The 14721-nt window shown below is 35.9% G+C and carries 16 protein-coding genes; 8 read left to right on the forward strand and 8 right to left on the reverse strand.

Annotation, left to right across the window (positions count from 1 at the left end; genetic code table 11):
- On the reverse strand, positions 1 to 1074 hold the full coding sequence (gene chrP / locus EG342_RS16060; protein WP_103293739.1) for a chryseobasin maturation metalloprotease ChrP: 1074 nt from the start codon (positions 1072 to 1074) through the stop codon (positions 1 to 3).
- 51 nt (positions 1075 to 1125) lie between these two features.
- Here chrP and EG342_RS16065 point away from each other — a divergent pair, with 51 nt between their 5' ends.
- Positions 1126 to 1830 carry a DUF4294 domain-containing protein gene (locus tag EG342_RS16065; RefSeq protein WP_103293738.1) on the forward strand — a complete coding sequence of 235 codons (705 nt, stop codon included), beginning with the start codon at positions 1126 to 1128 and terminating at the stop codon, positions 1828 to 1830.
- Between the two features lie 32 nt (positions 1831 to 1862).
- On the opposite strand, the gene EG342_RS16070 is transcribed toward EG342_RS16065, so the two are convergent.
- Together EG342_RS16070 and mnmD are read right to left on the reverse strand one after the other, a co-directional pair.
- A complete protein-coding gene (locus EG342_RS16070) occupies positions 1863 to 2279 on the reverse strand; it encodes an NUDIX hydrolase (protein ID WP_103293737.1) in 417 nt (138 codons plus the stop codon).
- A gap of 112 nt (positions 2280 to 2391) precedes the next feature.
- The gene (gene mnmD / locus EG342_RS16075) at positions 2392 to 3066 is read right to left on the reverse strand and encodes a tRNA (5-methylaminomethyl-2-thiouridine)(34)-methyltransferase MnmD (protein ID WP_103293736.1); all 675 of its coding nucleotides are present in this window, start codon (positions 3064 to 3066) and stop codon (positions 2392 to 2394) included.
- 85 nt (positions 3067 to 3151) lie between these two features.
- On the opposite strand from mnmD, the gene EG342_RS16080 reads away from it, so the two are divergent.
- The 6 genes from EG342_RS16080 to EG342_RS16105 all read left to right on the forward strand — a co-directional run bounded on the left by EG342_RS16080 (position 3152) and on the right by EG342_RS16105 (position 7659).
- Positions 3152 to 4222: a branched-chain amino acid aminotransferase gene (locus tag EG342_RS16080; protein WP_103293735.1), complete on the forward strand. Its 1071-nt coding sequence runs from the start codon at positions 3152 to 3154 to the stop codon at positions 4220 to 4222.
- Positions 4223 to 4467: 245 nt separating this feature from the next.
- Positions 4468 to 4980 carry an FKBP-type peptidyl-prolyl cis-trans isomerase gene (locus EG342_RS16085; RefSeq protein ID WP_103293759.1) on the forward strand — a complete coding sequence of 171 codons (513 nt, stop codon included), beginning with the start codon at positions 4468 to 4470 and terminating at the stop codon, positions 4978 to 4980.
- Positions 4981 to 5061: 81 nt separating this feature from the next.
- Positions 5062 to 6099: a peptidylprolyl isomerase gene (locus EG342_RS16090; protein WP_246008799.1), complete on the forward strand. Its 1038-nt coding sequence runs from the start codon at positions 5062 to 5064 to the stop codon at positions 6097 to 6099.
- A 73-nt stretch (positions 6100 to 6172) separates the two neighbouring features.
- Positions 6173 to 6760, forward strand: coding sequence for a hypothetical protein (locus EG342_RS16095; RefSeq protein WP_103293734.1), 588 nt, complete (start codon positions 6173 to 6175; stop codon positions 6758 to 6760).
- Positions 6761 to 6939: 179 nt separating this feature from the next.
- Positions 6940 to 7161 carry a hypothetical protein gene (locus EG342_RS16100; RefSeq protein WP_103293733.1) on the forward strand — a complete coding sequence of 74 codons (222 nt, stop codon included), beginning with the start codon at positions 6940 to 6942 and terminating at the stop codon, positions 7159 to 7161.
- A 156-nt stretch (positions 7162 to 7317) separates the two neighbouring features.
- Entirely contained in the window at positions 7318 to 7659 is a 342-nt protein-coding gene (locus EG342_RS16105; protein ID WP_123868116.1) for a hypothetical protein, read from the forward strand.
- Between the two features lie 91 nt (positions 7660 to 7750).
- Here the strand turns inward: EG342_RS16105 and EG342_RS16110 are convergent, their stop codons facing one another.
- Positions 7751 to 7996: a hypothetical protein gene (locus EG342_RS16110; protein WP_123868117.1), complete on the reverse strand. Its 246-nt coding sequence runs from the start codon at positions 7994 to 7996 to the stop codon at positions 7751 to 7753.
- A gap of 689 nt (positions 7997 to 8685) precedes the next feature.
- Between EG342_RS16110 and EG342_RS16115 the strand changes: the two genes are divergently transcribed.
- Positions 8686 to 9039: a hypothetical protein gene (locus EG342_RS16115; RefSeq protein ID WP_103293730.1), complete on the forward strand. Its 354-nt coding sequence runs from the start codon at positions 8686 to 8688 to the stop codon at positions 9037 to 9039.
- Positions 9040 to 9289: 250 nt separating this feature from the next.
- On the opposite strand, the gene EG342_RS16120 is transcribed toward EG342_RS16115, so the two are convergent.
- From EG342_RS16120 to EG342_RS16135, 4 genes are read right to left on the reverse strand one after another with little or no spacing between them, the layout of a single operon-like run.
- Positions 9290 to 10648 (reverse strand): M20/M25/M40 family metallo-hydrolase, encoded by a 1359-nt coding sequence (locus EG342_RS16120; RefSeq protein WP_103293729.1) that lies wholly within the window; start codon positions 10646 to 10648, stop codon positions 9290 to 9292.
- Positions 10649 to 10650: 2 nt separating this feature from the next.
- Positions 10651 to 12012 (reverse strand): M28 family peptidase, encoded by a 1362-nt coding sequence (locus EG342_RS16125; RefSeq protein WP_103293728.1) that lies wholly within the window; start codon positions 12010 to 12012, stop codon positions 10651 to 10653.
- Between the two features lies 1 nt (position 12013).
- Entirely contained in the window at positions 12014 to 13420 is a 1407-nt protein-coding gene (locus EG342_RS16130) for a M28 family peptidase (protein WP_103293727.1), read from the reverse strand.
- Between the two features lie 55 nt (positions 13421 to 13475).
- Positions 13476 to 14720, reverse strand: a complete 1245-nt coding sequence (locus tag EG342_RS16135; RefSeq protein WP_103293726.1) for a DUF1015 domain-containing protein — start codon at positions 14718 to 14720, stop codon at positions 13476 to 13478.
- Between the last annotated feature and the right edge of the window lies 1 nt (position 14721).

Genomic DNA, 14721 nt, shown 5'->3' on the forward strand with positions numbered 1-14721 from the left:
TTAATGATATTTCAGTTTCATTTCCGGCTTAATCTTCAGAACTGTTTCATAGATCAGCTTGATGACATTGGCTACATCTTCTTTAGATACCATTTCTACCGTTGTATGCATGTAACGCAAAGGTAAGGAAATCAAGGCACTTGGTACCCCGCCGTTGGAGTGGGCAAATGCGTCAGTATCAGTTCCTGTAGCTCTGCTGGCTGCGGCTCTTTGGTAAGGGATCTTTTTTGCTTTAGCGGTATCAATAATCAATTCTCTGATGGTGTGATGTACACTTGGCGCGAAGAATACAACCGGCCCTGCACCACATTTTTGATCACCTTCCTTTTTCTTTTCGATCATTGGGGTAGTGGTGTCGTGGGTAACATCAGTTACAATGGCGATATTAGGTTTGATGGTGTCAGCAATCATATCAGCTCCGTATAAACCTACTTCTTCCTGTACAGAATTGGTAATATACAATCCAAACGGAATAGATTTTTTATTTTCTTTTAAAAGTCTTGCAACTTCAGCAATCATAAAACCACCGATTCTGTTATCCAGGGCTCTGCAAACAAAATATCGGTCATTCATTTCAAAGAACTCGTCCGGATAAGTAATCATGCAACCTACATAGATGCCCATTTCTTCCACCTCTTTTTTCGTGGTAGCACCACAGTCGATGAAAATATTCTCAATTTTAGGAGTAGGCTCATTCTGATTGGTTCTTGTGTGAATAGCCGGCCATCCGAATACTCCTTTTACAATGCCATTTTCTCCGTGGATGTGAACTACTTTTGAGGGAGCAATCGTCTGATCTGAACCTCCGTTTCTGATGACGTAGATTAATCCGTCATCAGTAATATAATTTACATACCATGAAATTTCATCTGCATGGGCTTCAATCACTACTTTAAATTCAGCTTCGGGGTTAATGATACCGTAGCAGGTTCCGTAATGATCTACTTCTATTTTATCAACATATGGCCTGATGTAGTCCATCCAGACCTCCTGTCCCTTGTGTTCGTAACCTGTTGGTGATGATGTGTTTAAATATTTTTCTAAAAATTTCAAAGATTTCTTTTCAAATTTCATAAAAAGGAATGATTTTTGCGTTCAATTTTTGTTCTTATAAGTGTAAAAATAATGAATTTTAGTAAGATTATCTGTCTTTTTATTTTCTTTTTTGGGGTCAGTGTTTTTGGTCAGCAGGATACTATCGTGGCAAAACCTCTCAACCAATACCCACCTGAATCTTTGAAAGTGGATGAATTTGGCAATAAATATTATTACGACGAGCAGCAGAAGGTCAAGATTTATGAAGTCAATGGAGAGCCGGTCGTTGTATTAGATGAGCTGGTTCTGGTCAATAAACCGAGGTTCAACAATCAGCTGGATAAGAATTACTATTATTTTCTCAATAAGAAATTGTATAGGGTTTATCCTTTGTTTGTAACGGCACTACAGCAGTACAGAGATATTCAGAAGGATATGAATGATATGGATAGCAAAGCAAAACGAAAATTTGTGAGAGAAAGACAAAATATGCTTGCTGATCAGTATGAAAAACAATTAAGAGATCTTACCACAACGGAAGGGCAAGTATTTGCAAAACTTATGAATAGGGCTACCGGGAAGAATGTCTATGAAATTATCAAGGAACTACGAGGTGGATGGAGTGCTTTCTGGTGGAATGTAAAAGGAAAGATGGCTGATATTGATTTGAAAGAACAATATGATCCGCATAAAAACAGAACAGATGAATTTGTAGAATCACTACTTCAGTCCAATTGGAATTCCGGTTATTTAAAACCTTATCCGGGTGCAAGTGATTTTAAAGTTAAAAAATAAAATTTAAAATATAAAAATACCTGTAAGTCTTCTTACAGGTATTTTTCTTTTAATTTATCAAATACTATTTTGTCTACTGGAAGCGGAAAAGGATTGTCTGGTCTGTCAATCTCCATCCATTCCGTTTTTTCGATACAAGGATCCATAATAAGGAAGTCTTCTTCGTTGGTAATATTGACTATATAATATATGGTAAGAAGTTGTTCATTCTCTCTGAATCGGGAAACAAGAAAGTTCTCCTGGGTATAAAAATGTTCTATAACATCTATTTTCACATTCAGTTCTTCATCAAATTCGCGGTGCAGGCATTCTAATACTCCTTCTCCATATTCTAATCCACCACCCGGGAATTTCACTAAATGTTCTCCGGCATATTCCTCAAACAGAGTAAGGACTTTTTTATCTTTTACTGCACAAGCATACACTCTAATGTTGATCTTGTCTATCATATATATAATGTATAATATTTTGTATAGCTAATGTAAGGAATTTTTGTGAGGCAAACGTAAGAAGGTTAAGAATGCAAAATGAGATTGCTTTCTTAATTTTCTCAGTGTTCTCTTATAATTTCACGGCATTAATCATCTCTCTTTTCCCTGGAGGTCCTTGCTTTTTCTCCACCTGGAAATTGAGTTCCTGCAGGATTCTTCTGACGCTGCCTTTAGAAGAGTAGGTAGTTAATAATCCGTTAATGGCCATTTTGTCAGAAACCATTTCAAACAGCGGCTTTTCCCAAAGATCAGGCTGTACTCTGGCTCCGAAACAGTCGAAGTATACAAGGTTTATTTTAGGGAGATCAATGGCCTTTAGGTCGAAAAAGTCACATTCTATCTTTTTTAAGTTGAATCCACTAATGATTTCAACTGGTTTTTCCCAATCTGCCAGATGAATTTTCTGATAAATATTTTTTAACTCCGGGTTATCAAAAAGTTCAAAATAAGCCAAATCGTTAACTTCAGATTCATTTATGGGATATTTTTCGAGTGAAAAATAATTAATGACATGATTTTTGTCAGTTTTTAAATATTCATTAATTGTTACTAAAACATTCAAACCTGTTCCAAAACCGAGTTCTAAAATATTAATTTCGTAATCATTAACTAAATTTAGTCCATTTTTGATAAACACATGTTCTGCTTCCTGGAGTGCTCCATGGTGAGAATGGTAATTTTCATTTAAATCATTGATAAACAATGTTTTACTACCGTCGTTTGTGGTCTTAATTTCTCTTTTCAAGCTATTTTTTTGTCAAATTTACTCTAAAATTTTTATATTTAGAAAATTATGTTAAATTTGTAGAACATCGTAAAAATTTTTAAAAATGATAATTCAAAAAACTGAAAACTCCAGAATTTCTACATTTGACCCAAACAATTTTTCATTTGGTGGTACTTTCATTGATCATATGATTATTTGTGAGTATGAAAACGGAAAATGGGGTGATGTAAAATTAGTTCCTTACGGTCCGATTCCATTTACACCCGCTATGATGGGAGTAAACTATGGACAAGCTTGTTTTGAAGGTATGAAAGCCTATAAAGACAAAGACGGGCAGGTTTTCCTTTTCAGGCCTGAAAAGAATTTTGAACGTATCAATAAGTCAGCGACGCGTCTAGCTATGCCTGAAGTGACTGAGGAAATGTTTTTAGACGGATTAAAAGCATTAGTAGATCTTGACAGAGACTGGATCCCACAGGGAGAAGGAATGTCATTATATATCAGACCATTGATTTTTGCTACAGAGGAAGCTTTGAAAGCAAGAGTTTCTAATAAATATATGTTCGCCATCGTTGCAACACCAGCTAAGAGCTATTATTCTGAGCCGGTTTCTGTAAAAATCTCTGATCATTACTCAAGAGCAGCTAACGGAGGAGTAGGTTCTGCTAAAGCAGCTGGAAACTATGCCGCTTCTTTCTATCCTACACAGCTAGCTATCGAAGAAGGATATGAGCAAATTATCTGGACTGATGATGCTACACACGAGTATTTTGAAGAAAGTGGTACTATGAACGTATTTGTAAGAATTAACGATACTATTTATACACCTCCGACTTCTGAGAAAATCCTTGACGGAGTTACAAGAGACAGCTTTATTCAATTGGCTAAGAAAAGAGGGATTGAAGTAAAAATTGAGGCTATCGCTGTGAAAACAGTAATTGAAGCGTTAAAGAGCGGTTCTCTTAAAGAAGTATGGGGAGTTGGTACTGCAGTTGTAACTACTCAGTTCCAGGCTTTAGGATTCCAGGGTGAAAAATTGGAGCTTCCAAGATTATCTGAAGAAGAAAGCTTTGCAGCTATTCTTAAGAAAGACCTTGTAGATCTTCAAAACAACCTATCTGAAGATCCGTTCGGATGGAGAGTAGTTGTTGATCACCAATTGGAAACAGTTTAAGATTACATTAAATAAACTATACTAAAGTCGGGAAATAATTCCCGGCTTTTTTTATGCAAAGATGATTGGTAAATGAATAAGAACGGAAGGATTTTCCAATTTTCTTAAAAGCTTAAATTCAAATTAATATTTTAAATCAATTTGCGGAAGTAGAGGCTTGTCTTTTTATTATCTGTAAATTGTTATTGTAAATCCTATATAAGTTTTGTAATTGATTCTTGAAATGTGTATTTTCGCAAATGTTTATGAGAAAATTAGTCTTCATATCAGCAATATGCCTGTTGAGTTGTAACAGGAATACACAGACGGTACACCCTCCGGTGGGTGGTGTTTTGAGCCAGCAAGATCTTGATGTTTCCAGGAACAGGATGAAAAATCTGAATACCATAGAAAGGGGACAAATCCAGGATTGGATCAATGGTCAGTCTGTAAAGTATTCTCCTACACAACTTAATTATTGGGTAAATGTTGACGGCTATGATCAGAGAGAAAGAAGGGCAGATAACAGTCCGATTTCTTATTCTTACGATCTGTATGATTTTGATCAAACCAAAATCTACAATCAGCCGATTGAAAGAAGAGATGCTAAGTTTGGACACTTTGATGAACTGAAGGCTGTAGAAAATGCTTTGCGTTTTATACATGATGGGGAGGAAGTGACGCTTTTGGTGCCATCTTCTTTAGCGTATGGAACTTTTGGAGACGAAAAGAAAATAGACAACGATATCCCATTAATCATCAAATTAAAAGCTTTATAACAAATGAAATTGTTTAACAAGAATATAATTCTGGCAGCGGCAAGTATTTCGCTGATGAGTTGTACCCCAATTTATAAAAAAATGAACGTAGACAAAGAAACTTACGAAGGTCTTAATGACGGACTTTATGCAAATCTTCAAACCACTAAAGGAAACCTGATCGTGAAGTTTGAAGACAAGAAAGCACCAGTAACTGTAGCCAACTTTATCGGTCTTGCGGAAGGGAAAATCGACAACAAAGCTAAGGCTAAGGGAGTTCCTTATTATGACGGAACTATTTTCCACAGAGTAATCAAAGATTTCATGATCCAGGGAGGTGATCCTCAGGGAACAGGAATGGGAGATCCTGGATATAAATTCGAGGATGAGAAGAATGACCTTAAGCATACAGGGAAAGGAATCCTTTCTATGGCGAATTCAGGACCAAATACCAATGGTTCACAATTCTTCATCACTGAAGTTGCGACTCCTTGGTTAGACGGTAGACACACGATCTTCGGAAAAGTAGTAAAAGGTAATGATGTAATTGATGCCATTGCTAATGTTGAAAAAGGAGCTCAGGACAAGCCTAAAACAGATATCGTTTTAGAAAAAGTTTCTATTTTCGGTAAAGGTGATGAGTACAAGAACTACGATGCTGCCAAGACTTTCAACGAAGGAAAGGGTAAAATCGCAGAAAACAATAAAGCTATTATTGCTAAAGAAGAAGCGGAAAAAAAGAAAAAAGAAGAAGAATTCAAAGCAAACCAGGAAAAATTAGTTGAAAACTTAAAAGCTGGAATGCAGAAAACTGAATCAGGTCTTTATTATAAAATTACAAAGACAGCTGACGGTAAAGCTCCAAAAGCTGGTGATAACGTATCTGTACACTATGCAGGTAAGTTAGTGGACGGAACTGAATTCGACTCTTCATTCAAAAGAAATGAGCCGATCGAAATTCCAATCGGAATGGGAAGAGTTATCAAAGGATGGGATGAAGGTATCCTGTTATTGAAGGAAGGTGAAACTGCTACATTATTGATCCCGCCTGCAATGGGTTACGGAGAAAGAGGAGCAGGAGGGGTGATCCCGCCAAATTCCTGGTTAGTTTTCGATGTTGAGCTTGTAAAAGTGAAATAATTGAATCTTTTTTAAGATATATAGCCGCCCCGGATAGGGGTGGTTTTTTTGTGAATGATTTTAATGCTAAGAGATGAAAATAAAATTAATCGTATGTATGCTGTCGCTTTTTTCAGCTTTGTCCTTTGGTCAGGCGAAAAAAGTAGATCATGAAGTTGGGGTAGAAAAAGATTTTACCCATTTTTTTGAAAATATAAAAGTAAAGGATACTGAAAAGGCCGCCAACTTTATTTATCCGAAATATCTGGCCGCGATAACACGTGAGAAAATGATTACCATCCTGAATCTTTCTTACAATAATCCTGCTTTTACAACGGATATTCAAAAATTTAAAGTTGATCATATTGAAAAACCTGAGTTGATCGATGGTGAATACTTTTCAATAGTTGATTATTCATTTATCATGAAATTTAAAGTGGATTGGAAAGTTATTCATGATGCAGAATCTGTAAAACAAAAAATGAATGAGGCGGTAATTTCCAGGTATGGAAAAGATAATGTTACCTATTCTAGTAATGAAGATGAGTATATGATCAATGCTCATATGAAAGCATGTGCTGTTTCAAGAGATAAAAAAGATTGGAAATTTGTCATTATTGAAAATAATTATAAATCCGAACTCGCTCAAATTTTGCCGAAAAAAATTCTTGAAAAACTCTAGGATATATTATTTAAAGCCAACACTGAAGCATAATTTTTTCAGGCTTTAGAATCTTATATAAAAAACTGCCTTAAAAGAGGTGGTTTTTTTGTTGGTGTAAAATACCGTATAAATACGGATTTTCGCAATGTCTTATAACTCATATCTTTATATTCTTTACAAGTAATACAATAAAAAATATGTTTGATCTGAATTATAATGCGATAAAACAAGAAGTTGAAGCAGAGGTATGCAAAGAACATGGTCTGCATCCTGAATTTGTTAAAACAGATGAAGGATTCGGAATAAAAGCATGTTGTGATCCTTTCAGGATAGAATTGGTTCAGAAATCTGAAAAGATGATTGAAGAAGAAACCACCAGGATGCTTGATCAGATGATGAGAGATATATTTAAAGAATAAATTTTGTACGATGTGATAATGATAATGACCTGTTGTTATCAATAGAGCTGCTTCGAAAGAGGTGGCTTTTTTGTGAATAAATAATTTCTACGGTTTTCCGTAAGGAGATGGACTACTACATTGATTAGATTTAAAAAAATATTAAATCAAAAAGTTATGATAAAGAAAATGATTATTTTAATCGCATATAGTTTACTGGTTGCTTGTAATCAGAAAGAAAAGAGTGATAGGGCAGAAGTAATTGCTATTACGGATTCAAGTAAAATTAAAAAAGATGAAGCGGTGATTATTTTGAATAATGTGCAAAGCTGGGTGAAGAAGGGTGTTACGAAAGAGTTGTCAAGCACAAAAGTTAATAATGAAATCAATCCACTTATGAATAAGTATCAAAATCTTCTGCGGAAAATGAATAAACGTGATTCATCTGAAGTCCAGAATTATAGGATTAAACTTATAAATGAATTAATAGATCTACAAATACAACAAAATAAACGTTAACTGTTGATAATAAGATTTATTATATTATTGTGGTTATTACAAAAAAACCGCCCATTTCAGGCGGTTTTTCAGTAAAAGAAAGAATTAAAAGTTATATGTTTCTGCCGGATCTGTTCTTCATACTGGTTCCTGCAAGGGAACTGATGAATACAAGACCAAAGCCGATATAAGCGGCAAATGCGGTCAGATATATTATTAAGCTGTTAAAGCTTGGTTTTAAGGTGTATACCAATACCGAAAAGGCAGCAAAACTTAATACCAAAAGCAAGCTCCAGATATGCATTTTTGCAGCATCTTCATTTCTCTTAAAAATCATTTCAAAAAAGGCTCTCATCATTACTAACATTTTAAGGGTTATACATTAATTAATTCGACAGAATAAATAAGCATACTCATCACGGTAAAAAGAATGGCATATTCTCCTACTGGGCTAAGGTTCGTGATGGCATTGCCATTTATTCAATATAGTATACCGGATACAATATCCGGATATATTCACAATCTTTTGAATCACTGCTACATGATTCGAGGGTAGATGATACCTGTTAGATACGGGGCATAAAACTGCTGTGAAAAATCAACCGAGGGTTAATTGATCACATTCCCGTATCTGTTACGGCATCGTAGAAAAAAAAGGATTCATATACATCAATATGAACTTGAATCAGTGGAAAACTGAAAATCCACAGAAAACCTTTTTTCTCATCCTTAGTGCTTTTTTTAATTTTTTCTCGAAAAAGAACATGCCAATATCATGCCAAAGTGATATTTTTGCGATTAACACTTCGTTTTTGAAGGGTGTAAGTCGTTGTTTTTTAGTTGGCTAAAGAAATTATTTCATTAAACGCAGAAAAAAATGGTATTTTAGAACAAGTATTAACGAAGTTATTCTTAAAAAACCAAATAAACTTTATCGTAAGAAGATGGCGGATTTGAAAGAAAATATTGTATGCTGTACTGATAATCTCATGCAGTTGGTAAAAATATATTGTCGGAATACCACTTCCAACAAATGTATTTTATATTTTGTCCGACTCTAACGAACTTACCGGAGAAAATCTCAAAGAACGGGATGAGTTCAGAAAAAGAATTAATAACTCCAAAGAACTGCTTGATTTGGACTCGGCAGCAGAGCTGTTAAGTAAGGAATACTCTGATCTCTATGATGTTAATTTATATATTTTCAGATCATTTAAAAGAGAAACTATTATAGAAATCCGGTTTTATAGGAAATCGAATTTTGATCCAGATTATTTTGCTTTGGTTAAAGATACTCCGCCGATGTTTCATTCCAAAATTACTATGCCTATTTATGCAGAAGAAGCTATTAAATTTGATGTCAATTGGGAATCGGGTGGAGGATTTAATCATGCATGGTAGAATTTTTTGTTTAAAAGCTTTATATACAAACGTAAAGTCAGAGGGAAAAAGTTTAACGAATAATTCAGGTTTAGGCTAAAGCCGTTGGATAATATCTATTAGAGAAACGGACTTTAGTCCGTTTCTATTGAATTAATTAGTGTTATTTGTGAAATCATTTGTGGCATTTGTGTTTAGAAAAGCCCATAAAAATTCTGATTTCTCAAGATTTCCACGGGCTCTTTTTTAAAGTTGATACTTATCTATGATGTTACCAATTTTTATCAATCATATAAATAATATGAGTCAATGTTGTAGCTCCCAATAAAAGCTCTCTTCGGTTTACTTTATCAAAAGTATCTTCTTCCGTATGGTGAATATCAAAATAACGTTGTGAATCCGGCATCAGCTCAGCAGCGGGAACTCCCATATCATGCAAAGGATATAGATCTGTTCCCGAAAATTTTTCCTGGAAGTTATATACTCCATAAGGCAGGAAAAGTTTCGACCAACCCTGGATTTCCTTTCTTTTGACATCGTCCATATCTAAAGCGATCCCTCTCGGCGCAAAACCGCCGGCATCAGATTCTATGGCAAAAAGATGTTTTTCATTCTTTTCTTTAGCAACTTTACCATATTGAATACCACCTTTTACTCCATTTTCTTCGTTGGCAAAACAAACCACTCTGATCGTATGGTTATTCTGAATTCCCAATTTCCTGAAGGTTCTCAATACTTCAATACTTTGTACAATTCCTGCTCCGTCGTCATGAGCACCTTCACCTACGTCCCAGGAATCTAGGTGGCCACCTACAACGATTACACTCTGGTCTTTTTTACCGGTAATCTCACCAATTACAGAGTGGGAGAGCTTCTCGCCCTTCATTCCACAATTTGAATTAAGTTTTGCCGTAATCTTTTGATTCTTTAATAGAGCTTCCAGTTCATCGGCAGTAGTGCTTCCAACGGCTACCGCAGGAACTTTGGATACTTTGTCTTCATACCGCATGGCTCCGGTGTGAGGAACATCATCAAAAGCTGAAGAAAGAGATCTGATAATCGCAAACTTTCCGCCTTTTTTGGCAGTTAAAGAAGCAGCTGTCGTTCTGTACTTCGCTGCATCACTATATCCTTTAAAAGTTTCGATAAAGGATTGATTGAAAGGATAATTAAAGAATATAATTTTATCTTTTACCTTTTCTGCCGGAAGTTTGTCATATTCTTCCATGGACTTTACCATAATAATCTCTCCGGAAACATCTTTTCCGCCTGTGCCTTCAGAGTTTCCAAGGGAAAGCATTTTAAGGCTTTTCCAACTTCCATTGGAGGTTTTAATGTGTAGGGATTCTTTTCCTCTTTCCCACACTGGAATCATCACTTCCTGAAGCCAGACTTTATCAGCTCCGGCATCACGAAGTTTTTGTTCCGCCCATTTTACGGATTTTTCATAAGCTTCTGAACCGCTTAAACGATGCCCAATATTTTTGGTGAGTTCGCGTAGTTCATTATATCCTTTTCCGTTGTTTAAAATTTCGGTGGAAATTTTTTTAAATTGAATAGAATCTTCTTTAGTCTGACCAAAAACAGCCATACCAAAAACTAATAAGGAGGTTCCTAATATCTTTTTCATTGTTACCAATTTTTATCAATCATATAAATAAGTTGTGTCATCACAGTTGAGCCCAGGAGCAATTCTCTCCGGTTGACTTTTTCAAAAGTATCTTCAGCCGTGTGATGAATATCAAAATAACGCTGCGGATCCGGTACAAGCTCTGCTGCTGGTACACCCATTTCGTGAAGTGGCGCAATATCCGAGCCTGAATATTTTCCTTCAAAATTATAAACACCATAAGGTAAAAACAGATTACCCCAGCTTTGGATCTGTTTCCTTTGGGGATCATCCATTTCAAGGGAAATGCCTCGCGGAGAAAATCCGCCTGCATCTGATTCTATAGCAAAAAGATGTTTTTCGTTATTTTCTTTAGCGACTTTTCCATATTGTTTGCCACCTTTTGTTCCATTTTCTTCATTGGCAAAACAAACAGCTCTGATCGTATGGTTATTTTGTAATCCTAATTTTTTAAAAGTTCTGATGACTTCAATGCTCTGAACTATTCCGGCACCATCATCATGCGCTCCTTCACCAACGTCCCATGAATCCAAATGACCTCCTACAACAATGACGCTTTGGTCTTTTTTGCCTGTAATTTCACCAATCACAGAATGGGAGCTTTTTTCACCTTTCATTCCACAGTTGGAATTGAGCTTTGCAGTGACCTGCTGAGTCTTTAATATCGCTTCCAGTTCATCAGCTGAAGTATTTCCGATGGTGATGGCAGGTATTTTAGAAATATTTTCATCATAACGCATATTTCCGGTATGGGGAACATCGTCAAATGCGGAAGAAAGAGATCTTATAATGGCAAATTTTCCACCTTTTTTGGCCGTCAGAGAAGCTGCGGTTCTTCTGTAAGCGCCGGCTTCACGATAGGCAATGAAAGTCTGCACATGTTCCTGGTTAAAAGGATAGTTGAAGAAAACAATTTTATTTTTCACCCTTTCTGCGGGAAGTTTGTCATATTCTTCCAATGACTTTACCATGATGATTTCGCCTGAAACATCTTTTCCGCCGGTTCCCTCAGAATTTCCAAGGGAAAGCATTTTTATATTTTTCCAGTTACCACCGGAAGTTTTGATGTGTAAGGATTCTTTTCCTCTTATCCAGACCGGGATCATCACTTCCTGAAGCCATACTTTATCAGCTCCGGCATCACGAAGTTTCTGAGCTGCCCATTGTACGGATTTTTCATAAGCTTCTGAACCGCTTAAACGGTTTCCGATGCCTTTTGTAAGCTCTTTCAGTTCGTGGTATCCCTTTCCGTTATTCAGGATTTCGGTAGAAATTCTTTTGAATTGTACAGAGTCTTCTTTGGCCTGACCGGATAAAAAGGTTACTCCTAAAATTAATAACGATAAGTTTGCAATCTTCTTCATACTACCAGTTTTTATCAATCATAAAAATTAATTGAGTCATTGCCACCGCTCCTAACAAAAGCTCTCTTTTGTTTACTTTATCAAAAGTATCCTGTTCGGAATGATGGTAATCGAAATATCTTTGTGTATCTACAACAAGCTCTGCCAGAGGGATATCAAGTTTTTTTAAAGGTGAAATATCCTGAATTGCATCGGTTTGATCAAAATCATAAATTCCATAGGGAAGAAAATATTCTTTCCAGGGATTAATCAATCTTCTTCTTTGAGGCGACATATCCAAAGAAAATCCTCGTGGAGAATAACCTCCGGCATCTGTACCTAAGGCGAATACGTGCTTTTCGTCTTTCTTTTTCACGTAGGCGGCATACATTTCGCGTCCCTGTCCTCCGTTTTCACTGTTGGCGTACAATACGACCCGGATGGTGTGGTTATTTTCGTATCCGAGTGCTTTCAATGTTCTTAAAACCTCGATGCACTGGACAACTCCTGTTCCGTCATCAATAGCGCCTTCACCAATATCCCAGGAATCAAGCTGAGCACCCAAAACAATCACTTTAGAATCTTTTTTACCCTGGATTTCAGCAATAATATTTGGATTTGTAGTGTCGCCTTTTGATTCGGCAGTCATGTTGATTTTAGCGGTAACTTTTTGTTTTTTAAGTATTTTTTCCAATTCATCCGCTGATTTTACGCCTATTGATAAAGCAGGAATTTTAACTTTATCATCCGGTTCGTAATAAATCATTTTAGCATGAGGAGTATCGTCATTAGCGGTGGTTAGTGATCTTATAATTAATGCTTTTGCACCTGTTTTAGAGATCACAGAAGCCGAAATTAATTTTGATTTTGCCGTCAATAGATAGGAATCACTGGTGTTAATAATTTTCGGATCCATAGGAACATTTACGAAAACTATTTTGTCTTTTAACTGGCCTATTGACATCGCATTAAGCTCGGAAGTGGTATTAATTAAAACAATATCACCTACCAGGTCTTTTCCGCCTGTTCCTTCAGAGTTTCCGAAGGATAACATTCTTATGTTCTTCCAGTCTCCGTTTCCGGATTTTATTTGTAAAGATTCTTTTCCTCTGATCCAGACGGGAGCTTTAGCTTCCTGACGCCAGATCATGTTGATACCTATTTCCTTGAACTTTTTTTCTGCCCATTCTACTGCTTTTGCATAACCGGGAGTTGCACTGAAACGGGAACCAATGCCTTTCGTGAGTTCTCCAAGGTTATCATAGGCCTTGCCGTTGACCATAATCTCGTCCGAGATATTTTCAAATTCTTTGTGATAATTTAATTTTACAGGAATTGCTGCTCTTCCGGCAGGCTTTTTCTGGGCTTTTTTTTGAGAAAATAAAAATCCACTCAAAAAGAGTGGAAGTATAATGAATATCTTTTTCATTTATTATTTACCTTTCTTTTTCCGATGATAAAAGTAGGGAAAAAATAGGAATTTATTAAGGTTTCATGTCGTACATTAACAGTGCTGTAATCAATTTTGGTTCAATAAATGTACATTTTGGCGGCATACTTAATTTTAAATCTGAAATTTTAATCATATCATTAAAACTCACAGGATAAATCCCAAAGCCTACCTTACCTTCACCACTATCGATTTTTTCTTTTAAAAGATTGATTCCGTTAAGGTTGGAAGTTCCTTTTACGTAAGATATTTGTTCCGAACTGTCCGGATCTTCAATTTTTAAGATATCTTTAAAAATATATTTGTCTAAAAGGTGGTGATCCAGATTATCCAGAGACATTTCTTTGGAACGAAGGTCATGTTTTACGTGTAGTGAGTAGAACTTACCGTCCATATACATTGAAATATGGAATTTCTGAGATGGATAATAAGGAGTTTCTCCTTTTTCATGGATCAGGAAGTAGTGATCAAGTTTTTTTAGGAACTCTTCAGTGGAAAGACCGTTCAGGTCATGTAAAATCCTGTTGTAGTCATGAATTTTAATAGACTGGTTAGAAACAATAAAACTGTATACAAAGTTGTAAAGCTCCGTGCCGTTATGTCTCTTGTTTTTGTCTTTATGACGTTTTGCATTCAATGCTGTAGATCCGATTCTATGGTGTCCGTCTGCAATATAAAATGAATCAATCTGGTCAATTACTTCTTTAAACTGTTGTAGTTTCAAACGGTTGTCTATTCTCCAGATTTTGTGTCTGATCCCGATAGAGTCTGTGTGATTGAAAATAGGAACATTTTTTTCCTCATGGTTCATCAGCAATTCAATTTTTGAATTGGCGGGATAAGTAAGCAATACAGGTTCTGCCTGAAGATTTACTTTTTCAAGGTAATGAGCCAGATTTTCTTTTTTCTGGGGAATGGTACTTTCGTGCCTTTTAATTTTTCCATTCCAGAAATCTTCGATGCTTGCTAATCCCAGAAGTCCTCTGAAAACCTGTTTGTTGGGGTAGATCTGCTCATAAAGATAGTAGGCAGAATTGTCCTGGACTAATTTTTTTTCCTCCAGAAGTTCTTCAAATGTAGATCGGATCTTTCGTAAGTTCCGGTCAATATCTTTAGATTTACTCACAACGTATGGCTTAATCATGTTGATGTAAGTATTTTCGACTTGAGCCTTCTCAGCAATCTCTTCCTGGGTAAAATTATCCAGTGGATGGGTAGGGAAGGTACTCTCAATATCTCTATGAGGTCTTATTCCACGGAAAGGTTTAAAAACAGGCATA

The sequence above is a fragment of the Chryseobacterium lactis genome (assembly GCF_003815875.1).
In the GTDB taxonomy this organism is placed as follows: Bacteria; Bacteroidota; Bacteroidia; order Flavobacteriales; family Weeksellaceae; genus Chryseobacterium; species Chryseobacterium lactis.

Coding starts and splice junctions, on each gene's coding strand:
- EG342_RS16120 (WP_103293729.1), bottom strand. CDS start 10,648: ATGAAAAAGATATTAGGAACCTCCTTATTAGTTTTTGGTATGGCTGTT.
- EG342_RS16085 (WP_103293759.1), top strand. CDS start 4,468: ATGAGAAAATTAGTCTTCATATCAGCAATATGCCTGTTGAGTTGTAAC.
- EG342_RS16070 (WP_103293737.1), bottom strand. CDS start 2,279: ATGATAGACAAGATCAACATTAGAGTGTATGCTTGTGCAGTAAAAGAT.
- EG342_RS16105 (WP_123868116.1), top strand. CDS start 7,318: ATGATAAAGAAAATGATTATTTTAATCGCATATAGTTTACTGGTTGCT.
- chrP (WP_103293739.1), bottom strand. CDS start 1,074: ATGAAATTTGAAAAGAAATCTTTGAAATTTTTAGAAAAATATTTAAAC.
- EG342_RS16110 (WP_123868117.1), bottom strand. CDS start 7,996: ATGATGAGAGCCTTTTTTGAAATGATTTTTAAGAGAAATGAAGATGCT.
- EG342_RS16080 (WP_103293735.1), top strand. CDS start 3,152: ATGATAATTCAAAAAACTGAAAACTCCAGAATTTCTACATTTGACCCA.
- EG342_RS16065 (WP_103293738.1), top strand. CDS start 1,126: ATGAATTTTAGTAAGATTATCTGTCTTTTTATTTTCTTTTTTGGGGTC.
- EG342_RS16095 (WP_103293734.1), top strand. CDS start 6,173: ATGAAAATAAAATTAATCGTATGTATGCTGTCGCTTTTTTCAGCTTTG.
- EG342_RS16100 (WP_103293733.1), top strand. CDS start 6,940: ATGTTTGATCTGAATTATAATGCGATAAAACAAGAAGTTGAAGCAGAG.
- EG342_RS16090 (WP_246008799.1), top strand. CDS start 5,062: ATGAACGTAGACAAAGAAACTTACGAAGGTCTTAATGACGGACTTTAT.
- EG342_RS16135 (WP_103293726.1), bottom strand. CDS start 14,720: ATGCCTGTTTTTAAACCTTTCCGTGGAATAAGACCTCATAGAGATATT.
- EG342_RS16130 (WP_103293727.1), bottom strand. CDS start 13,420: ATGAAAAAGATATTCATTATACTTCCACTCTTTTTGAGTGGATTTTTA.
- EG342_RS16125 (WP_103293728.1), bottom strand. CDS start 12,012: ATGAAGAAGATTGCAAACTTATCGTTATTAATTTTAGGAGTAACCTTT.